We start from the raw sequence: 20,599 nt of genomic DNA, 5'->3' as shown, positions 1-20,599 counted from the left end.
GCGCACCGTCAGCGGGAGACGGCCGCCTCCCCGCCGAGTTCGACGACCAGCAGCAGGACGTCGGCTCCGGCCACGGCCAGTACGGCCAGGAAGGGCAGCCTCCCGGCCGGACGCAGGCCGGCGAGGAGCAGCGTGGCCGCCGTCCCCGCCAGCAGGGCCCAGCCGTACGCCGTCACCCGTCCCGGCGGCCCCGCCACCAGGGCGGCCGCCGAGCCGAGGACGAGGACCGCGGCCAGCGGACCCGAGCGGCGGGCGCCCAGCCGCTGGGGCAGGCCCACCACCCCGGTGGCCAGGTCGTCGGCGATGTCCGGCAGCACGTTCGCGAAGTGCGCGCCCGCGCCCAGCAGGGCGGCGGCCCCCGTGAGCCAGGCCGGCGGCCATGGCGTGCCGGGCAGGCCGAGGGTGACGAAGGCGGGCAGGAGGCCGAAGGCCAGCGCGTACGGGAGCCAGGACGCGGCCGTGCGCTTCAGCCACAGGTTGTACGCCCAGGCGGCTGCCACCGCGGCGAGATGGACGGCCCCGGCGAGCAGCCCGCAGGCCAGCGAGAGGGGGACGCAGGCCAGCAGGGCCAGGCCCGCCGCGCGGGTCACGGCGGCGGGTGGCACCGCACCCGCCACCAGGGGTTTGTCCCGCCGCCCCACGGCCAGGTCGCGCCGCAGGTCGGCCCGGTCGTTGCACCAGCCGACCGAGAGCTGCCCGGCGGCGACCGCTCCCACCGTGGCGGCCCCTCGCGCGAGGCCGTGCCCCGCGGCGGCCGCGAGCGCCGCGGTGAAGAGGGTGACGGCCGCCGCGGGCAGCGGATGGCAGGCCGCCAGCAGCCCTGCGGCCGCGGCGCCGCGGCTGCGGCGTACGGCGGGGGCGGTCGGCGGGGTGGCGGATCCGGCTTGCGTGGTTCGCGCGGGCACGGCGACACGCTACGCCGCGCCGCGCCCGGTTCGCCTCATTCATTACGATGTGTCAGTTGTTTTCCTATGGTGAACGAATGACGCGTGTCCTGGCAGTGAGCAGCGTGTTCCCGCCCCATCGCCATCCGCAGGCCGAGATCACGGCCGCGCTCGCCCGCTTCCTCCCGCCGGGCTCCGACACCGCCCTGCTGCACCGGGTGCACGCCTCCGTACGCGTGCGCAGCCGGCATCTCGCCCTCCCCCTGGACCGGTACGGGCCGTCGAACGACTTCGGCACGACCAACGCCCTGTTCCTGGACGCGGCCCTCGAGCTCGGCGGCCGGGCCCTCGAGCTGGCCCTCGCCGAGGCCGGTCTGGCGGCGCCGGAGATCGACCTCGTCATGTCGACCACGGTGACCGGGCTCGCGACGCCCTCGCTGGAGGCCCGCCTCGCCACGCGCGCCGGCCTGCGTCCCGACGTACGGCGGGTGCCGCTCTTCGGTCTCGGCTGCGCGGCGGGCGCCGCAGGTGTCGGCCACCTCCACGACCACCTGACGGGCCGGCCCGGCCACGCGGCCCTGCTGCTGTCCACGGAGCTGTGTTCGCTCACCCTGCAGTCCACGGACACCTCGATGGCGAACCTCGTGGCCGGGGCCCTGTTCGGCGACGGGGCGGGCGCGCTCGTCGCGGTGGGCCGCGACCACCCGCTGCACGCCACGGGCGCCGGACCTTCGGTGGTGGCCGCGCGCAGCCGCCTCTACCCGGGCACCGAGCACCTGCTCGGCTGGGACATCGGCCACTGGGGCCTGCGCATGGTCCTGGGCCGCGAACTCCCCGACCTGGTCAGGCTGCACGTGGCCGAGGAGGTGGAGACGTTCCTCGCCGCGCACGACCTCAAGCCCTCGGACGTGGACGCCTGGATCTGCCACCCCGGAGGACCGAAGATCCTCGACGCGCTGGGCGAGGCCCTGACGCTGCCCGAATCGGCCTTCGCGGCGAGCCACCGCTCGCTGGCGGCCGTCGGCAACCTCTCCTCGGCCTCCGTCCTGCACATCCTGGGCGGCATCCAGAGCGCGGGGCCCCCGCCGCCCGGATCGGTCGGGCTGATGCTCGCCTTCGGGCCGGGCTTCGCCTCCGAACTCGTCCTGCTCCGCTGGTGACCCTGCCGCTCAGGCCCCCGCCTCCCTTGATCCCCCACACACCTGGCTGGTGACTCCATGGCCCTCACTCCGTCCATGACCTGGTATCTGCTGCTCATCGGCCTGGTCGCAGCCGAGCGGCTCGCCGAACTGGCCACGGCCCGCCGCCACGCGGCATGGAGCCTGGCCCGGGGCGGCCGCGAGTACGGCCGCGGCCACTACCCCGCGATGGTCGCCCTGCACATCGCGCTGCTGGCGGGCTGCGCGGTGGAACCCTGGGCCGCCGGGCGCCCGTTCCTGCCCGCGCTCGGCTGGACGGCCCTCGCCCTGGCCCTCGCGGCGCAAGCCCTGCGCTGGTGGTGCATCGCGACCCTCGGACCGCGCTGGAACACGCGGGTGCTGGTCGTACCGGGGCTGCCGCTCGTGGCGGCCGGGCCGTACCGGTGGATGCGCCATCCCAACTACGTGGCGGTAGTCGTGGAGGGCGCCGCCCTGCCGCTGGTGCACACCGCCTGGCTGACCGCCCTCGGCTTCACGGCGCTCAACCTGCTGCTCCTGCGCGTGCGGATCGGCTGCGAGGACGCCGCGCTGACGGACGGCGGACGGCTGCGCGCCCCCGCCTCCGTCCCGACGGCCGGCTCCCCCTCGTGATCGACCTGCTGATCGCGGGCGGCGGCCCGGCCGGTCTGGCGACGGCCATCCACGGCGCTCTGGCGGGCCTGGAGGTCGTGGTCGTCGAACCCCGCCCCACTCCCGTCGACAAGGCCTGCGGCGAAGGGCTGATGCCCGGGGCGGTCGCCCGGCTGCGGGAGCTGGGCGTCGGCGTGGCCGGGCAGCCGTTCCACGGCATCCGCTACGTGGACGGCGTGAGCGGGCGGCACGCGGACGGGCTGTTCCACTCCGGTCCCGGTCTCGGCGTCCGGCGGACCGTCCTCCAGGCGGCGCTGGCGGAACGGGCCGCGCAGCTGGGCGTACGGGTGCTCCGGCAGCGCGTCGACGGGGTCAGCCAGGCCGGCGACACCGTCAACGCCGCCGGGCTCACGGCCCGTTACCTCGTCGCCGCGGACGGGCTGCACTCCCCCGTCCGGCGCGCTCTCGGCCTGTCCGTGCCGCCCGCGCCGGGCCGGCCCGCGCGGTACGGCCTGCGCCGCCACTACACCGTCGAACCGTGGAGCGATCTGGTCGAGGTGCACTGGTCGGCGCATTGCGAGGCGTACGTCACCCCGCTCGCGCCCGACCGGATCGGCGTGGCCGTCCTGACCACGGAGCAGGCCCCGTTCGACGTACAGCTCGCCCGGTTCCCGCTGCTGGCGGCGCGGCTGCCCGCCTCCCCCGGGGCGCCGGTGCGCGGCGCCGGGCCGCTGCGCCAAGGGGCCCGCGTACGGGTGGCGGGGCGCGTGCTGTTCGTCGGGGACGCCGCCGGGTACGTGGACGCGCTGACCGGCGAGGGCCTCACCCTGGCCGTGACGGCGGCGGGCGAACTGGTGCGCTGCGTACGGGCGGGGCGGCCACAGGCGTACGAACAGGCCTGGCGGGAGCTGTCGCGCAGCTACCGCACACTCACCGAGTCCCTGCTGTGGGCACGGCACCGGCCGCCGCTCGCCCGGCGGATCGTCCCGCTGGCGGCCCGCCTCCCGCGCGTCTTCACGCGAGCCGTGAACCTGCTGGCGCAACCGGGGCCGTGAACCTGTCGGCGCAACCTGCCGGCGCAACCTGCCGGCGCAACCTGCCTGGCATGAAGCGGCACCCCGTGCGGTGTGCGCACGGGGTGCCGCTCGTCCGACCGCGGCTTACCGCTCGGCGGGTGCCGTTGCCGGGTTGCCGGGTTGCCGGGGTTGCCGCCGGATCAGGCCGGGTTCTCCCGGCTGTTCCTCAGCGCAAGTCCCGCGAGGACGGCGCCGGCCGCCGCACTGAGCATCACGGCGCTGCCCGCCCAGGCGAGGGTCCCGCCGACCGCCCCGGACAGGGGGTCGAAGGCCGCCGCGCCGCCGAACACGTGCAGGGCCACGACACCGACGGCCGTGGCCGCCGCGGCCCGCCACGCCATCGTGGTGTCCCGCACCGCCAGCAGCGCGCCGAAGCCGACGCACAGCAGGGTGACGAGGAGCGGCAGGAAGTCCACGGGCGCCGCCGTCGGCAGCGCCGCCGGGTCGACGGGCAGGTGCAGCGCACCGCTGACCAGCAGGGCGACCGCCACCGGCCAGCGCAGGGCGTGCCGCAGGACCGGCGGGCCGGAGGGGGCCGGTGCGGGGGCCGGTCCGGTGGTCCGGCGCTGCTTCGCGTACGGGGCGTCGTACAGCTCACGGTACGGGGGCTCGAACGGCTCCTCCACGTACGGCTCCTCTGCCGGTTCGGGCCACCCCGGCGGTTCGGCCCGCTCGCCGCCGTCCCTGGACACCGCGGACGGCGTGGACGGCGTGGGCTCTGCGGACCCGTCCGCATCGACGGGTGGTTCGGACGGGGTGGGCTCCTCGGTGCCGAGGATGGTCACCAGCAGGGCCACGTCCTCGATGGGCCGGCCGACGGCGGCGGCGCGCAGCGTGATGTCCGCCGCGTCCACCTCGTGCGGGGGCTCGCCCAGGAGGGCGACCATCTCCCGCACTTCGTGCACGGGACGGGTCACGGCGGCCGTGCGCAGCGCCTCGTGTCCGGGATTGGGCAGCTGGCCGGTGTCCTTCAGGAGGCTCACCAGGGCGGTGACCTCCTCCAGCGGGCGGCAGGTGGCCGCCGTGTCCAGCAGGGTGCGTACGGGCTGGGTGCCCGGCGCGCCCGGAGGGGTGGTGTCGGGGATCTCACGGCGGTCTTCTCGGTCCGTCGCCGCGAGGGTGATGGGGTCATTCATGGAAAGCTCCGTTCGCCGACACGCGGGTCTACACGTCGCGCGCCGGTCATCGTGCGTCATGGGAAGCGCACGCTTTGTTACATTGAGTGCCAGATTCGCCCACTGCGCCATTCGGGGCGCGCAAACGGGGCGCCGGGCGCGCCGCCGCGGCCCCGGGAAAGGCGTGAGCGTGACCTGTGTGCGGAGTTTCTGGCGCCGGTGCGCAAGGCCGCTGACCCTGACCCTGACCCTGCCGGCCGTACTGCTGCTGGCGGGCGCTGCGCCGGATCCGGAGCGGCACGGGCCCGACCGGGCAGTCGCGGACCTGTCCGTTGTGGACCGGCCCGTCGTGGACACCGACCGGGGGCGGGTCCGCGGCCTGGACCACGGGGACCACCGCTCCTTCCAGGGACTCCCGTACGCCGCTCCCCCGACGGGAGCGCTGCGCTGGCGGCTTCCGCAACCCGCGCCCCGATGGGAGGGGGTGCGCGAGGCGGCGGCCCCCGGCTCGCGCTGTGTGCAGCTGCCGGCGCTCGGGCCCGGCGCTCCGATCGGCTCCGAGGACTGCCTGTACGTGAACGTCACCGTGCCCGCGGGCGCCGCCGCCCGCGGCGCGCCGCGGCGGCCGGTCATGGTCTGGTTCCACGGCGGGGGCTTCCTCAACGGCGCGGGGGACCTGTACCGGCCCGAGCGGCTCGCGGTCCGCGGCGGCGTGATCGTGGTGACCGTCAACTACCGGCTGGGCGTCTTCGGCCTGTTCGGCCATCCGGAGCTGGGCGGGGCGCCCGGCTTCGCCCTCGCCGACCAGCAGGCCGCGCTGCGCTGGGTGCGGGAGAACGCCGGGCGGTTCGGCGGCGACCCGGGCAACGTCACGGTGTTCGGGGAGTCGGCCGGCGCCCTCAGCGTCTGTGCGCACCTCACCTCGCCCGCCTCGGACGGCCTCTTCCACCGGGCGGTCGTGCAGAGCGGCTCGTGCTCGGCCACGATCCCGCCGTGGTCGCTGCTGCCCACGCTCGGTACGTACGAACCCTTCGTGCCCGAGCGGCGCACGGTCGCGGACGGCGTCCTGGCGGCGGCCCGGCTCGGCTGCGAGGGCCCCGCCGCAGTCCTGGACTGCCTGCGCCGGCTGGACGTCCGCGAGCTGGCGACCCCGGACCTCATGCAGGCCTTCTCCACGCTGTCCTACGGCGGCGCCCTGTTGCCGGCGGAGCCCCGACGGGCGCTGGAGAACGGGCACTTCGCCCGGGTGCCGGTGATGCAGGGCACCACGCGGGACGAGATGCGGCTGTTCGTCGGAGCGACCCTGGCGGCGTACCCGCTGCCCGACGGGGACGCCTACCGGGCCCGGCTGGCACGGTCGTTCGGGGCTTCGACGGCCCGCGCGGCCGAGGCGGAGTACCCCGTCGCCGCCTACCCGACCCCGGCGACGGCCTGGGCGACCCTGCTGTCCGACGCCGCGTTCATCTGCCCGGCGCTGCGGGACAGCGGTGCGCTGGCCCGTCACGTGCCGACGTACGGCTACCGGTTCTCCGACCGCCAGGCGCCCAACTTCACCGGCGTGCCCGAGGTGCCGGGGCTGCCGTTCGGGGCCTCGCACGGCTTCGAGCTGCCCTACCTCTTCGATCTGGCGCCCCTGCCCGCCGCGCAGCGCGAGCTGTCGGACCGGATGACCGACTACTGGACCGGCTTCGCACGCGGCGGAGTCCCCCGCGCCACGCAAGCCCCACCGTGGCCGCGCTACCGCACCCCGGCCTCGGTCCTGTCCCTGGCGCCCGGGCCGGACGGAATCCACCCGGTCGATGCCCGGACGGAACACCACTGCGCCCTGTGGGACGCCCACTGGCCCGGGGTCACCAGGTCTCGGTGACGACCACTCCGCTGTCGGCGGTGCGGATCTGCACCGTTCCCCCGTCTCCGTAGACCTCGTGCCGCCACGTGGCGAACAGCGTGGCCAGCCGGCGGGCGTCGTCGCCAAGGCCCTTGCCCACGGAGCGGGTCACGAAGCTGATCTGCGCCTCTCCGACTTCGTGTACCTTGCGGACGCGCACTTCCCTGACCGCGTCGGCAAGCATGAAGTGGTCTTCGCTGGTGCGGTGCTCGGTGAAGTAGGCCTGGAAGTCCCGGGTCATGTCGAACCAGTCGGCCGGGCCGCAGGGACCGCCGCCGTTGGTCATCGCGCCGTCGGTCGTCTCGCCGTCGGTCGGCGGACCGGCATGGCCGCCGGTCTCCCCGTCCGTCGGCGGACCCGCGTAGCCGCCCGTCTCCTCGTCCGTCGGCGGACCCGCGTAGCCGCCCGTCTGTTCCTCCGTCGGCACATCGAGCGCGCACTTCTGCGGCGGGAGGCTCGGGACGGGCGCCGGCCCCGCGGCCTGCCCCGCCCCCTTGGTCCCGCATGCCGCGAGGACCGCACACAGCAGCCCCGCCGCCAGCACGCGCCCGACCGTCTTCGTTGTCATGGTCATCACCCTTTTTGGACCTCAAGAGGCGTGGAAACCGGCCCTGGTTCCACCCCGGCGGAAAGAGGTGCGCCACCCGGGTGCGCCCACGCCCGTGCGGATCGGCGGATCAGTCGGCCGGGGACGGCGCCCAGGACGCGGCGACCAGGGCGCGTTCCGCCGCTGCCAGGTGGGTGGCCGCGGACAGCCAGGCGTGGGCGTAGGCCTCGGAGGAGGGATCGGCCAGGCGTCCGAAGGCGTCGCGGGGGCGGCGGTCGGCCTCCGCGGCGAGGGCGGCGGCCAGCTCCGCCGCCCCGGTGAACCCGGCCCGGCGCAACGGGCCGTACGCGGCGAGGGGTTCGGTGCCGCGGGCCGCCTCGGCCACGGCGCGGCGGCCGCCCGCGACCCCCGTCTCCAGGAGGCGGCGTACGCGCCACAGCGGGGAGTCGGCCAGCGGGTCCGGGGCGGCGGGAGCGGGCTCGGGAACGGGCTCGGTGGTGGGCTCGGTGGTGGCCGGCGGCGGGAAATGGGCGCCCTGGAGGCGGTCGTAGCCGAGGTCCGCCCGGCCCAGCCACTCCTCCGGGAGCCGCAGGGTGTATGCCGCGCCGGGCACGGGGCCTACGGCGAGGGGGCGCAGGGTCGCGGCCCGGTCCAGGTCGGGGCGGCCCAGGACACGCATCAGCAGACCGGGGTACGAGCCGAGGCGGCGCAGGTTCGCCGTGTGCGCCAGCTCGGGGTGGGGGTGCGCGGGCCGCAGCCGCAGCAGGGGCGCGCCCGGCCTCGTCTCGCGGACCAGGAGGTGTTCGCCGGCCGAGCCCACGACGGCGACCTCGCAGCCGAGCAGGGCCGGTTCGGCGCCCTCGGGGTCCGCGGGCCGGTCGGCGACCGCCTCGGCCGCGGGCCGGGCGAAGAGCGCCGCGGCGGGCTCCTCGGTCCAGCGGATGCCGCGCAGCGGGGTCGCCTTGACCCCGCCTCCGGCGCCGAGCCGGCCTTCCGGGGAGACGGTCGCACCGACGATGCGCAGGCCGCCGCGGGCCAGCCCGGCGTGGTCGAGGACGGCGCCGCCGAGGGCGACGGAGGCCGAGGCCGCGCCGCGGGCCCGGGCGAGTCCGCCGGGCCGCACGTCGGAGAGCGAGTACGCGGCGCCGTCCGGTGCCAACAGGTGGGTGACCACTCCGCCGTAGCCGGTGGCGGAGAGCACGGGCTCCCGGCACAAGCCGTACACCTGGAGGCTGCCGCCGGGCGTGTAGGCGCGGCGGGCGGTGCCGGTCAGGGCGGGCTCGGAGCGGCCGGCGGCCAGCAGGGCGGCGGTGCGCAGGAGTTCGCGGAAGGCGTCGGTGAGCGCGCCCATGCGCTGCCCGGCCTGCTGCGCCCGGGCGGCGCGCAGGCCTCGTACGACGCGCAGGGCGGCCGCCTCGGCCCGCGGCAGCCCGGCGAGGCGGGCGGTGTGCGCGGCGCGCAGCAACTCGGCCTGGACGACGGCTCCTCCGGCGGTGACCCCGGCGGCGAGGACATCGGCGGCGACCCGCCAGAGCGCGGCCGATGCCCGCAGCTGGGCATCGGTGAGCGGCGCGGGCGGCGCGCCCGCCGGGTCCGGTCCCCCGGCCACGCCCGTGGCCGGGCCCACTCCCCCGGCCATGGTCGGGGCCGTGGCCGCGCCCGTGGCCGTGGCCGTGGTTGTGGCCGTGGCTGTGGCCGTGTCCGCGCTCGGCCCTGCGGCCGGGTCCAGGACCGGGCCCGGGCCGGGGCCCGTGGGGCCCGCGTCGGCGCCCGTGGGGCCCGCGTCGGGGCCCGTACCGGGGCCAGGCGGGGCCGCTTCCGCATCCGGGGCCGTGGCCGGGGGCGGGTCGGCGAGCGGGGCAGCGCCCAGCGCCGCGGCGCGGTGGAGGCAGCGGGGGGCCAGCAGGCAGGTGCAGACCGCCTGGCCGGGCTCGGTGACCGCCCCTCCCGGGCCGGGTCGCAGGGTGACGACGGCGTCCTCACCGAAGCCGAGGACGACGGCGCCGTCCGCCCCGCTCGCGGCGAGCGCACCGCAGCTCGCGATGGCGGCGTCCAGCTTCTTGCGCAGCCGCGCGCTGAGCTGCTCGACGGCTTCGGCGAGCACCTCGGGTGCGACGGGCGGCAGTGAGGTGGTCAACGGGCTTCTCCACGGAGTCGGTCGCCCACCCAGCGGGCGAGGGCGAGCGGGCTGAGGGCGGCCACCGGCATGCCGGCGGCGACGAGTTGCCGGGCCACCGGGACCGAGTACCGCGGCGTGCCCGTGTCGTCGAGCGCGGCGCAGCCCAGCAGGTGGGCGCCGGAGGCGGCGAGCGCGCGGACCTCTCCGAGCAGCCCGCCGACCGGGGCGCCCTCCTCGAAGTCGCTGACCACGACGACGAGGGTGCGGCTCGGGACGGTCATCAGCGTGCGGGCGTGCGCGAGGCCCGCCGCGATGTGCGTACCGCCGCCGACCCGGACCTCCAGCAGCAGCGAGAGCGGGTCCTCGACCCGGTCGGTGAGGTCCAGGACCTGGGTGGAGAAGGCGAGGAAGTGGGTGGACAGGGTCGGTACCCCGCCCAGCACGGCCGCGGTCAGCGCCGACCAGATGACGGAGGCCTCCATCGATCCGGACACGTCGACGACCAGGATCAGCCGCCAGTCGCTCTCGCGGCGGGCCCGGGTGCTGAACACGGGCCGCTCGGGGACCACGGCCACGCTGCCGTCGGGCCGCCGCCGGGCGTGCGCGAGGTTGGCCCGCAGGGTGCGGGCCAGGTCGAGCGTGCCCCCGGGGCGGCGGGTGGGGCGCGGGGTGGCGAGGCCGGACAGGGCCGGGCGCAGCCGGGTGGCCAGCTCCCTGGCCAGTTCGTCGACCAGCCGCCTGACCAGCCGCCTGACCAGCGGCCGCAGCCGGGCGAGTTGGGCCTCGGGCATCCCTCCGGCGAGGGACAGGACGGAGCTCAGCAGCTCCACGGAGGGCCGTACGGACGCCGGGTCGAGCTGGGCGAGGACGTCGGTGCGGCCCGCCTCGGCCGCTCCGCCCAGCACCTCTTCCCGTACCTCGGGGCCGAACAGCGCCTCCAGCTCCTGCGACCACTCCCGGGCGGTGGGAAAGGAGGCGCCCTGGCCACCGCCCTGGCCACCGCCCTGGCCGCCCTGGCCGCCGTCGAGGTCGGCGGAGCCTTCGCCGCGGCCGGCGCCGTACAGCTCGTCGAGGGCGTGGGCGTAGCGGCGGGCCGCCGCGGGGAGCCGGTCGCGTTCGCGGCCGAGCAGCAGCCGCCAGCGGTCGGCGGCAGCGAGCCGCCGCCCGCCGGTCTCGGCGGGCGGGCGCGGGCACGGGGGTGACGCCTCGGCGGTATCCGGCGCCGCGGAGACCACCGGGGCCTGCGGCCCGGCCTGGACCGGAGCCGGTACGGGCGCCCCGGGCAGCGGGAGTTTCGTGAGCGCGGCGCGTCCGGCGGCGTCGGCGGCCGCCCAGAGGGCGAGCAGCGCGGGCGGCGCGTCCAGCGCCACGTCGATCCGGTCGCCGATCCGCTCGCCCACGGTGTCCAGCAGCCGGTCGCGGGCGGCGGGCGACAGGGTGTCGAAGCCGCCCCGCAGGGCGGGGAGGCGGTCGAGGAAGTCCTGGTCGGTGAGGTGCTCGACGCGTTCCAGGAGCGGGGTGAGCGCGGCCGGGGAGGACTGCAGGAGCGGTCCCGCGGCGGTCAGGACTCCGCCGAGCCGGCGGGTCAGGGCGCGGCGGGCGCCGGGAGTGGTCGCGCCGTCGATCCAGCCCGCGGCGCGGTCGCCGAGCCGGGCGGCCGGATCGAGGTCGAGGAGGACCCGTACGGCCAGGGCCGCGCCCTGGATCAGCGGGGAGGCGGAGGCGGCCAGGGCGGCGAGGGCCTCGTCGGTGCGCAGCCCGAGGTGGTGGGCGGCGGCGCGGTCGGCGAGGGACACCAGGGCTGCGGCGTCGGCGGCGTCCTCGCTGCCGGCGAGGCCGGGCAGCGAGCGGACGGCCGCTTCGAGCAGCTCGCCGGTGAGCGCGGCGGCGGTGGCGCGGGACGCGGCACCGGTGCCGGGGAGATGGCCGCGGTGGAGGGCCTCCAGGAGGTCGAGGGCATCGAGGAGTTCGGGCAGGGTCGCGGTCTGCGGCAGGAGGCCGGCCGCCTCCTGGAGGCGTACGTCGACCAGCTCGGGCAGATCGCAGCGCGCGGCGGCGGCCAGCCCGGCGAGGATCTGGGCCGGGGTCGGTCCGCCGTCGGCGGCGGCGCGGCGGGCGGTGTCGCGGAGCGTGCCCGCGGCGGCCTGGGCGGCGGTGACACCGCGCACCCCGGCGAGGTCGAGGCGGGCCGGGACCGAAGGAGTCCAGGACAGCCGCCACTTGGTGCCGAGCGCGGTGCCGTCGCCGGTGGTGGCGACGGTGAGGGGTTCGCCGTAGGAGGCCCCGCAGACCAGGAGCCGCTGGAGGAGTACCTCGCGGCGGCCGTCGAGGGCGGAGCGCAGCGGGTCCAGGCGGACCTCGCGGGAGGCGGGGTCGTCGGGGCCGGGCAGCCGCAGCTCGGCCAGCTCGGCCTCGACGGAGGGGCCGAGGCCGGAGCGGGGGGCGTGCGGGGTGATCCGGCCGCGGGCGGTGCCGACGAGTACCGCCTCGAGCGCGCGGGCCAGCGCCCGGCCGCGGCCGAGCGGTTCGCCCTGGCCGAGGACGGTGCCGACGGCCTCGAGGAGTTCGCCCCGGCCGGGCGCGGGGAGCCCGCGCAGGACGGCCAGGTCGCAGGCGAGCCGCAGGGTCTCGGCGGCCTCGCCGGTCCCGGCGGTGTGCCCGGCGCGGCGCAGTTCCCGGCACAGGCCGGTGACGGCCACGGAGGCCGCCTCCCGGACCAGGCCGGGCTCCCCACCGGCCGCCAGAACGGCCTGCTGCCAGAGCGGATCCCGGATCCCGGCGGGGTAGCCGGAGCGGGAGTCGAGCAGGTCGAAGGAGTAGGGCACGAGCGAGGTGACGGCCTGTGCGCCGGCCGCGCCCGCGGCGGCGTCGTGCACGCGGCGGGCGCCGGGCTCCGCGCCGGACGGGGTGCCGAATGGGGCGCCGGACGGGCTACGGCCTTCCGCCCCTGCCGCGGGGACGGCCCCGGCACCGGCACCGGCCCCGAGCCTGTGCCTGAGCCCAGGCTCCTTCGCCCCGTCCTCGGTGGCTCCGTCGCCCGGAGCGCTCCGTACGCCGGAGTCCGGGATCGTCTCGGCCGCCGTGGCGGAGGGAGCGGTTACGGGGGCTGCGCCCAGGAGGGCCGGGGCGTGGAAGGCGCCGATCACGGCGGCCACGCGGTGGCCTGCGGCGAGGGCGCCCGCGATGACCTCCCGCATGTGGGACTCGCGTGCCAGGTCGGCCGCCGGGACGGTGGCGGCGTCCGCGCGCAGCGCCCAACCGACGCCGAGCGCGGCGCGCCGTACGGCTTCCGGGGAGCAGCCGGGCGCGAGCACCTCGACGGCCCGGTCCCACATGTCCTCCCCGTCCCGTCCGGTCCCGGCGGCAGCGAGCGCGTCGGCGAAGCTGCGTCCGCGCGCAGGGACCGGGTCCGGGGCCGGGGCCGTGCCCGGCTCCCGGTCCGGAGTGGTGTCGGCCGGTGGGGTCCAGGCGGGGGCGGACAGGGGGAGGTCGCAGCACAGGACGGTCGCGCCGCGCGCCGCGGCCCAGCGGATCGCGGCGAGTTCCGGGGAGAAGTCGGCGAAGGGGTAGAAGGCCAGGCGGCCGTCCCGGCCCGTGCCGGCCAGGGCGACGGGGGCGACGGTCTCCGGGTCGGCCAGGTGCTCCAGCCAGGGCTGGAAGTCCGCCGGGAGCTCGACGCAGAGCAGGTCCGCGCCGGAGGCGTCCAGCAGGTCGGGGACCAGCGCCGCCAGGGCGGGGCTGTGGTGGCGTACGCCCAGCAGGTACGGCTCGCGCGACGCGGCGAGCGCCTCGACGGCCGCCCGCGGGTCGACGGCCGCCCGCGGGTCGGCGGACGCGCCCTCGGCCGGACGCCGGGCGGCCCCGGGTTCCTGCGCCGTACCCGGATCGGCGGGTGCCGCGGTCGTGGTCAACGCAGGCTCCCGCGCAGGTCCCAGAGGCGGCGCCACATCGCCGAGCCGTCCTCGGCCCGGCGGCGGACCGGGCCGTCCCAGTAGCCGAGGAGGCGTCCGTGGTCCGCCGGGTCGTCCTTGCGGACCACGCCCAGCAGATGTCCCGGAAGCAGGTCCAGGACGTCTCCGCCCGGCAGGTACGCGGCCGCGACCCCCAGCGAAGCCGCCACCTGCACGGCCTCGGCGGTGGACATGACCGTACCGGGGCGCTCCACGTCCCAGCCCTCGGCGGAACGCCCGGAGCGCAGGTCGCGGAAGACGGTGACGAGCGCGTCGAGCACGGCGTCGTCGACCCCGAAGGCGGCGCCGGCCCGCTGCACGGCGGCGACCGCCTGGCGGCGGATGAGGGTGGCCTCGGCGTCCGCGTCGGCGATGGGGGCGACGGTCTCGAAGTTGAAGCGCCGCTTGAGGGCGGCGGACATCTCGGAGACGCCGCGGTCGCGGAGGTTCGCGGTGGCGATGACGGTGAAGCCGGGGGCCGCGCTGACCACCGCGTCCTGCGTGGCGGTCAGTTCGGGCACGGTGACCCGCCGGTCGGACAGGATCGACACCAGCGCGTCCTGGACCTCCGGCAGACAGCGGGTGATCTCCTCGACGCGTACCACCCGCCCGGTCCGCATGGCGGAGAGCACCGGTGAGTCGACGAGGGCTCCCGCGCTCGGTCCTTGGGCCAGCAGCAGCGCGTAGTTCCAGCCGTACCGGAAGGCGTCCTCGGTGGTTCCGGCCGTGCCCTGGACGGTGAGGGAGCTGGTGCCGCAGACGGCGGCGGCCAGCAGCTCGCTGAGCATGGACTTGGCCGTGCCCGGCTCGCCGGTGAGCAGCAGTCCGCGCTCCCCGGCGAGGGTGACCACGCAGCGCTCCACGAGGGCGCGTTCGCCGACGAACTTGGGGGCGATGACCCGCTTGGCGCCGCCCTGGGGCGGGGCCAGCTCGGCTCCGTCGCTGCCGCAGACGAAGGTGACGACGGCGCGCGGGGTCAGCGCCCAGCCTGGCGGGCGGGGGCCGGGGTCCTGGGCGGCCAGGAACGCGAGTTCGGCGGCGTACCGCTCCTCGGCGGGCTGTACCTGCCGGGCGGGCGCCGGCGCTGCGGCGGCCTGGTCGGTCAGGGTCATGGGAGTCCTCCTGGGTGGTGCGGGAAACGAAGGGGGCGGGCCCGGGATCAGGGGCGGGGTCAGGGCGCGGCCGGGATCAGGGGCCGGGGGCGGGTTCAGGGGGCGCGGCGCGGCCCGCGCCCCCGGCGGACGCGAGCGCGCGGGTGGGAGCGCGAGCGAACGCAGGGGCGGGGGGACGCGCCGCGCCGGGTTCAGCGGGGTGTCATGGCCGGCGGGCGCGGCCGCGCGTGCGCTTCACCTTGAGTTCCTCGAAGCGCGGGACGTCGCCCTCGCGGACCCGCTGCCAGGCCCGGCGGTAGAGGTCCGCGGCCGGTTCGGCCGGCACCAGCGGCCCCCGCAGGGCGGCGCCGTACATCGGGAGCTTCCACTGCTCGACCGGCAGCACCGGGGAGGCCATGTCCGCCCACCCGCCCGGCAGGAAGAGCGAGCGTCCGGCCCGGCTCCGGCCGGCCGACACCACCAGGTCGGTCGCGGCCAGTTCGGCGCGGGCGGCCTTCAGCCTGGCGGGCTTCCAGCCGGTCCAGCGCGCCGTGTTGCGGTCGGTGGGGTCGGGCATGGCGAGCAGCATGAGGTACAGGACCGCCGCGTCCGCGCCGAGTCCGTACGCGTCGGCGGCCTCCGCCACCAGCTCGGGGACCGACCGGCCGGGGTCCTGCGGCCACCAGGTGCCGTCCTTGTCGACGGCGCCCGCCGCCGGGGCGCCCGGGTCGGCGAGCAGGGCGGCGAAACGCGGGTCGTGAGCGGCCCGCAGGGCGGTCTCGACCGCGTTGGGCTGCCGGTCGTCACCGCGCAGGACGGCCAGGTACGGGTCGGATCCGGTGGAGTCCAGCAGCGCCGGGCGCAGCGCGGACCGGGGCCGGTTGTCCTGGGTGGCCATGACCACCGCGCCGTACCGCTCGAAGCCCTCACCGGTCTCGGTGGGTGTGCCGGCCGCCTTCCGGAAGTCGGCGAGGTCGGTGTAGTGCCCGCTGTCGAGCAGGAGTTCGGGGGCGGCGAGCCGCTGCCGTACGGCCGTCAGCGCGGGCGGCAGGGCCGCTCGTACGGGGTCGCCGGCGGGCAGCCGGTGGGCGAGCCAGGCCATCGTGGCCATGGCGGCGGTCAGGACGGCCGAGGTGAACGGGCGGTTGGCCGGCTCGCGGGGCTCCGCGTGGTCGCCGCGTACCGTCCAGGCCACGTCGGCGGACAGCTCCGGGGAGAGGGCCGGGTCGAGGATCGCGGACAGGGCGCGGGGCACGGCCCACCCGGTGCGCAGTGCCCGCGAGGCTTCGGTGAGCAGCCAGTCGGGCACCGGCGTGCGGCGGCCGACGCGCTGGTTCCACACCTCGGCGGCGGCGGCCGCGTCGGGGCCCTCGGTCCACAGGAGTGCGGGGTCGGCGGGCAGCAGCGCGGCGACGACGGCCCGCCGGACCACGACGTCGAGGCTCTTGAGCTCGTCGCGGGCGTGCGCCCCGTCGGTGGCCTTGATGCCGAGGAGGGTGCGCAGGTCGGCGGGCAGGAAGCTGTTCCCCCAGCTCTCCACGGCGGGCATGCCCGCGATGACCAGCCGTGCCAGGGCGCCGGAGACTCCGGTCAGGCGGGCGAACTCCTCGGCGGCTTCGGGGAAGAAGGGCGCGGGGCCCCGGTCGTCGGCCTCGGTGAGGAAGCGGGCCAGCCAGTCCGGGCCGCGCCGGGGGTCGCCCAGCGGGGCGTCGCCGCGCAGGGTGTAGGGCCCCGGGACGGTGAAGCGGCCGGTGGGATCGTGGAGCAGGGCGCCGAACTCGTGGCCGTCGGGGACGGATTCGCTGTGCTCGGTCGTGGCGAGGACGGCTCCGCCGCCGAGCGGGAGCACGGCGCGCCGGTTCGTGTTCCGGTCGGCTCCGTCGGGCGTGCGCAGGTGGCGCTGGTCGAGGTGGACCACGACCCGGCGCCAGTGGGGTGCGGAGCCTTCGGCGGAGGCCAGTCCCAGCGCGTCGATCCCGCGGAGCAGGGTGACGAGGGCGGCGCGCTCCTCGTCGGTGGTCCCGGCGGCGGCCGCCCGGTAGGCGACGGCGGCGGGCTGGTCGATCAGCGGGGTCCAGGGCAGCCCGGAGTAGGGCAGTTCGGGCACGTCGAAGTGCAGCCTGCCCGGTACCGCGGCCGCCGCGCCGTCGCTGCGGGCGGCGGCGATCTGGCGCAGGAAGCGGTGGGCCACGTCGCTTTCGGCGGCCCAGTGGTAGTAGCCGGTGCCGGCGAGTCCGTTCAGCGCCCGGGCGATCAGCTGGTCGGCGGGGCCCTCGGGCTCGGCCTCGGCGGCTTCCGCGTCGGGACGGAGCCGGGCGGCGACCCCGTCGAGGGCCTTCTGCTGCACGAGGGTGAAGCGCAGGACCTCGATGATCCCGCCGATCAGCTCGGGGGCGGTGACCCGGGGCAGGGCCGCGGCCACCAGTGCGGGCAGGTCGTCGGCCTTCTCCGCGGCGGCGGCCGACTTCAGCAGGGCGGCGACGGTTTCCCGGTCGGCGGTGCGCAGCGCGGCCGAACCCTCGGGGTCGCGGGGGCGCAGCGCGTACCAGTGGGATAGCGGGGGCAGGTTCACGCTGCCGGTCGCGAACGGGACCCGGCGCTCGTCGTCGCGCGACGTGGCGGTGATCACCCCGTCGGGGTCGCCGATGCTCAGTTCGCGGTAGCGGTTCGACAGGGTGCGCGGGCGGTCGTCGCCGGGGAAGGTGAGCGCCGCGAGCGGCATGGTGCCGCCTTCGGGGACGGTGACGGTGCGCCCGCCGGTGTCGGCCCCCCGCCAGCCCTGGCCGAGGACGCGGGTGGCGCGCCAGCCGAGCAGGCCGTCGACCGGTGCGCCCAGTACCGAACCCGGCACGGTGGGCGCGGGTCGCAGCCAGCAGGAGTACCCGGCGGAGTTGCCGTGCACCCCGTGCCCGGCCGGGGTGTCGGCGAGGAAGCCGGGCACGGAGAACCGGCCGAGGTCGCCCGTGGCGGGCTGGTATTCGCGCCAGCCCCGCTCGGTGGCCGTGTCGCGCTGCTGCCACACCCAGTACGAGGTGCCGTCGGACAGCAACGCCCGCTCGGCCGGCAGCTTCGTGTCGCCGCGGTGCAGGATGCCGCCGCCGGTGGCGCGGCCGCCGTCCGGGAGCGGCAGGCTGAGGTGTTCGGAGCGCAGCTGCCAGTGCGGGCGGTCGGAGTCCAGGGTGAGCACGGCGCCGGGCGAGGTGTGCCAGTAGCCGTGTGTCTCGTTGGTGCTCCAGGAGTGCCAGAAGACGAGCAACTCGCCGTCGACGTAGTGGAAGCCGTAGCGGTACTGGTTGCCGGTGGGGACCCGCAGGTCGTGCGTGAGGACGGTCGAGTCGGCGTCGATGACCCGGACCTGGGTGGCGTTGGCGACGATCAGGAAGGGCCAGGCCTCGACGACGGTCAGGCCGCGCCGGTCCTGGGCGGGTGCCAGTTCGGCCACGGCGTTCTCCCAGGAGGGCCAGGCCAGCTCCTCGAAGAGGCCGCCGCGCAGGGTGCGGGCGAGGGTTTCGGCGAGGTCGGCGGCGGCCGCTTCGGCCACCTCCTCGGGGGCGAGTGCGAGGGCTTCGACCGGCAGCCAGGTCAGGCGCCGGATGGCGTCGGGCACGCCGGGCAGCCCGGCGGCGGTGGAGGCGCGGGCGACGCCGCGCACCCACTCGGTGAGCACGGGGCGGCCGCCGGGCGCGGCTGCGACGCGCCGGATGATGTCGTGGGAACCGTCGCCGAGGCTGTTCAGCGCACGGTGGAAGGCGGGGTGGAAACGCTGGTCGGCGGCGAGGGCGAGCAGGTCGCGGCGCTGGTCGGCGCGGGCCCAGTCCTCCAGGTTGAGCCGGGCGTTGCGGTACGTGCCGTGCTCGGCGTCGGGGTCGGCGACCGGGATGTCCAGGGTGAGCAGCAGGTCGAGGAAGTCGGCGTCGTGGACACCGACCCGCAGGCCCGCTTCGCGGCCGGGCCGGGCGAGTTCGGCGCGCAGCTGCCGCGCGCAGCGCTCGACGAGGTCGAGGAGCACGGGCGGCGTGGGGCGCGGGCCCCAGCCGGTGTGGCGGGCCGCGTGGAAGCGCTCCAGCCAGCCGGCGGTGCCGTCGGCGCAGCGCTGGTCGGCGGGCAGGTCCTCGGATGCGAGCCCGGCGGTGGCGCCGGATTCCTCCAGGACGTCCAGCCACAGGCCGCTGAGTTCGACGCTGTCGCCGCCGGGCGGGGTCAGCCCGAGGAGCGTGCCGCGGACGGAGGGGACGCGGCGGGCGAGCGCGACGAGGGCGCCGCGGTGGGCCTTCCACCAGCCGACGGGGGCGCGCAGGGTGGCGGGCAGCGGCAGCAGTTCGGCGAGGTAGTCCTGCTCGGGCTCGGTGCCGGGCAGGCCCGCGGCGCGGGCGAGGCGGCGCAGTTCGCCGGCGGCCTGCGCGGAGGGCGGCAGCCCGCCGGCGGTGCGGCGGACGCACAGGCGGCGGAAGCGCCGGTAGGCCTCGGCGGGGCTGACGCGGACGGCGAGCTCCTTGCCGTAGCCGGTGAGGACCTTCACCGGGAGGGCGCCGGCCAGGGCGAATTCGAGGAAGACGGCGTCGAGGCGGTCCTCGTCGACGCGCAGGCCGTGCTGGGCCTCGGCGGTGCGGGCGCGGCCGAACAGCTGGGCGGCGTAGGTGGTGTTCTCGACGGCCAGGAAGGTCCGGGCGGCCTGCTCGAGGAAGACCGGCAGGAAGTGCGGGACGGACGCGGCGAGCCGGCCGGCGAGTTCCGTGCAGGCGTCGAGGGCGGCCTTGGGCTTGGTCTTGGCCTGGCGGGTGATGCGGTCGAGTTCGGGTACGACGGCGAGGGCGTGGTGGCCGTCCTCGGGGTGGTGGACGAGGACCCATTCGGGGAAACCGAGCGACTGCCGGTGGCCGAGGCCGACGACGGGCGGCTCGGCCTCTTCGGGTACGAGGCCCAGGAACCCGGCGGCGAGGTCCTCGGCCGCGCCCAGCTCGGCGGCGGCGAGCCGGACGACGACGCGGTCGTCGCCGAGGGCGGGATGCCGGTAGGAGCGGGCCGTCAGGTCGACGGCGGTGGGGCCCGCGTCGGGGGTGCCGTGCGGCAGTACCGCACCGGCCCTGAGCAGCAGTTCGGCCTCGCTCACGGACGCGCCGTCCTTCCCCGTGGTGTGGGTGTTGGTGTCACTGTGGGTGTTGGTGTTGGTGTTGCCGGCCGTGGTGCTCATGCGTCCCCGCCCTCCTCGATCTTGCGCCCGGCGTACAGTGCCGCGGCCATCCGCATCCCCTCGGACCAGGCCACCGGTCCGACCTCGGTCAGGCGCACCACCCGGCCTTCTCCGTCGTGCCAGGTCAGTGCGCCGGTGGTGGTTTCCGCGTCGTAGTAGGGCTCGCCGATCCACACCGCCGCCTCCGCGGCCCGGCCGGTGTCGCGCACCTTGCAGGTGGCGTAGCCGCCGGAGACCCGGTAGCCGAGGCCGGCCGCCCGCGCGGCGAGGCTGAACCGGGTGGGGAAGACCCCGCCCGCGTAGTCCTTCACCTCGGTGGCGGTGGCGGCGAGCGCGTCGGGCTTCTGCCAGGTGGCCCGGTGGATCTGCTCGACCCGCTGCACGATGCCCAGTTCGGCCGCGAAGTCCCGTACGTCGTCCAGGTCGGGCAGGAGCACGGGGTGCGGCAGGGTCACCGTGCGCGGGGAGAGCCGTACGGTCTCGCCGTCGAGGTTGACCACCTTCAGCTCACCGGACGCGGTGGCGTCCCGCAGGAAGCCCACCTCGTCCGGGTCGTCACCGACGACGGCCAGGTCGCGCAGGGCGCTCTGCCAGGCCTCGTCCGGCCAGACCCGGGCGAGCAGCTCGGTCGGCACGGGCAGCGAGGACACCATCCAGGTGTCGACCTGCGCGACGCACGCCGCCGCGTGCCGGTCGAGCCATTCGGCGAGGCGGCGCAGCCGGTCCACCTCCGGATGGTCCTTCAGCGCCTTGGGCAGGGTCTTCAACTGCCGTCCCGCGGAGCGGCCCGTGACGGACCGCGCCGCCACCCGCCCTTCCACGAGGGAGATCTCGTACCCCTCGCCCGCTGCCACCCATGCCATCAGCCCGTGTCCCTCCGCCTGTGCCGGCCCTGTCCGCGCAGCCCGGACAGGGGGGGTGGAACCCCCCTTGAGCTGCGGTATGCGGGGAGACTAGCGAGCGGCACTG

At 77.0% G+C, this 20,599-nt stretch carries 12 protein-coding genes; 4 read left to right on the top strand and 8 right to left on the bottom strand.

Going from position 1 to position 20,599, the window contains the following annotated elements; all coding sequences use genetic code 11:
* Positions 1-8: 8 nt before the first annotated feature.
* Positions 9-905, bottom strand: coding sequence for a UbiA family prenyltransferase (locus ACZ6I1_RS00880; protein WP_469281659.1), 897 nt, complete (start codon positions 903-905; stop codon positions 9-11).
* Positions 906-982: 77 nt separating this feature from the next.
* On the opposite strand from ACZ6I1_RS00880, the gene ACZ6I1_RS00875 reads away from it, so the two are divergent.
* From ACZ6I1_RS00875 to ACZ6I1_RS00865, 3 genes are all read left to right on the top strand, one after another.
* Positions 983-2,044 carry a type III polyketide synthase gene (locus tag ACZ6I1_RS00875; protein ID WP_469281657.1) on the top strand — a complete coding sequence of 354 codons (1,062 nt, stop codon included), beginning with the start codon at positions 983-985 and terminating at the stop codon, positions 2,042-2,044.
* Positions 2,045-2,119: 75 nt separating this feature from the next.
* Positions 2,120-2,674, top strand: a complete 555-nt coding sequence (locus tag ACZ6I1_RS00870) for an isoprenylcysteine carboxyl methyltransferase family protein (RefSeq protein WP_469281655.1) — start codon at positions 2,120-2,122, stop codon at positions 2,672-2,674.
* Positions 2,671-3,708 carry an NAD(P)/FAD-dependent oxidoreductase gene (locus ACZ6I1_RS00865; RefSeq protein ID WP_469281654.1) on the top strand — a complete coding sequence of 346 codons (1,038 nt, stop codon included), beginning with the start codon at positions 2,671-2,673 and terminating at the stop codon, positions 3,706-3,708. The genes ACZ6I1_RS00870 and ACZ6I1_RS00865 overlap by 4 nt, the downstream gene beginning before the upstream one ends.
* Positions 3,709-3,869: 161 nt before the next feature.
* On the opposite strand, the gene ACZ6I1_RS00860 is transcribed toward ACZ6I1_RS00865, so the two are convergent.
* Complete coding sequence (locus ACZ6I1_RS00860) at positions 3,870-4,865, bottom strand: hypothetical protein (RefSeq protein WP_469281652.1); 996 nt, start codon at positions 4,863-4,865, stop codon at positions 3,870-3,872.
* Between the two features lie 169 nt (positions 4,866-5,034).
* Here ACZ6I1_RS00860 and ACZ6I1_RS00855 point away from each other — a divergent pair, with 169 nt between their 5' ends.
* Positions 5,035-6,711, top strand: coding sequence for a carboxylesterase/lipase family protein (locus tag ACZ6I1_RS00855; protein ID WP_469281650.1), 1,677 nt, complete (start codon positions 5,035-5,037; stop codon positions 6,709-6,711).
* Here the strand turns inward: ACZ6I1_RS00855 and ACZ6I1_RS00850 are convergent.
* From ACZ6I1_RS00850 to ACZ6I1_RS00825, 6 genes are all read right to left on the bottom strand, one after another.
* Entirely contained in the window at positions 6,695-7,300 is a 606-nt protein-coding gene (locus ACZ6I1_RS00850; RefSeq protein WP_469281649.1) for a hypothetical protein, read from the bottom strand. The two genes, ACZ6I1_RS00855 and ACZ6I1_RS00850, sit on opposite strands and share 17 nt — an antisense overlap.
* A 109-nt stretch (positions 7,301-7,409) precedes the next feature.
* A complete protein-coding gene (locus ACZ6I1_RS00845) occupies positions 7,410-9,416 on the bottom strand; it encodes a hypothetical protein (RefSeq protein ID WP_469281647.1) in 2,007 nt (668 codons plus the stop codon).
* Complete coding sequence (locus ACZ6I1_RS00840) at positions 9,413-13,159, bottom strand: vWA domain-containing protein (protein ID WP_469282001.1); 3,747 nt, start codon at positions 13,157-13,159, stop codon at positions 9,413-9,415. The genes ACZ6I1_RS00845 and ACZ6I1_RS00840 overlap by 4 nt, the downstream gene beginning before the upstream one ends.
* 146 nt (positions 13,160-13,305) lie before the next feature.
* On the bottom strand, positions 13,306-14,460 hold the full coding sequence (locus ACZ6I1_RS00835) for an ATP-binding protein (protein WP_469281645.1): 1,155 nt from the start codon (positions 14,458-14,460) through the stop codon (positions 13,306-13,308).
* A gap of 202 nt (positions 14,461-14,662) precedes the next feature.
* Positions 14,663-19,630, bottom strand: a complete 4,968-nt coding sequence (locus ACZ6I1_RS00830; RefSeq protein WP_469281643.1) for a DNA-binding protein — start codon at positions 19,628-19,630, stop codon at positions 14,663-14,665.
* Entirely contained in the window at positions 19,627-20,493 is an 867-nt protein-coding gene (locus tag ACZ6I1_RS00825; protein ID WP_469281641.1) for a DUF4132 domain-containing protein, read from the bottom strand. The genes ACZ6I1_RS00830 and ACZ6I1_RS00825 overlap by 4 nt, the downstream gene beginning before the upstream one ends.
* Positions 20,494-20,599 lie beyond the last annotated feature (106 nt).

Source organism: Streptomyces sp. NPDC046303 (assembly GCF_055588085.1).
This window is presented reverse-complemented; position numbering and strand designations above follow the sequence as displayed.

Coding starts and splice junctions, on each gene's coding strand:
- ACZ6I1_RS00860 (WP_469281652.1), bottom strand. CDS start 4,865: ATGAATGACCCCATCACCCTCGCGGCGACGGACCGAGAAGACCGCCGT.
- ACZ6I1_RS00875 (WP_469281657.1), top strand. CDS start 983: ATGACGCGTGTCCTGGCAGTGAGCAGCGTGTTCCCGCCCCATCGCCAT.
- ACZ6I1_RS00870 (WP_469281655.1), top strand. CDS start 2,120: ATGACCTGGTATCTGCTGCTCATCGGCCTGGTCGCAGCCGAGCGGCTC.
- ACZ6I1_RS00830 (WP_469281643.1), bottom strand. CDS start 19,630: ATGAGCACCACGGCCGGCAACACCAACACCAACACCCACAGTGACACC.
- ACZ6I1_RS00835 (WP_469281645.1), bottom strand. CDS start 14,460: ATGACCCTGACCGACCAGGCCGCCGCAGCGCCGGCGCCCGCCCGGCAG.
- ACZ6I1_RS00825 (WP_469281641.1), bottom strand. CDS start 20,493: ATGGCATGGGTGGCAGCGGGCGAGGGGTACGAGATCTCCCTCGTGGAA.
- ACZ6I1_RS00850 (WP_469281649.1), bottom strand. CDS start 7,300: ATGACAACGAAGACGGTCGGGCGCGTGCTGGCGGCGGGGCTGCTGTGT.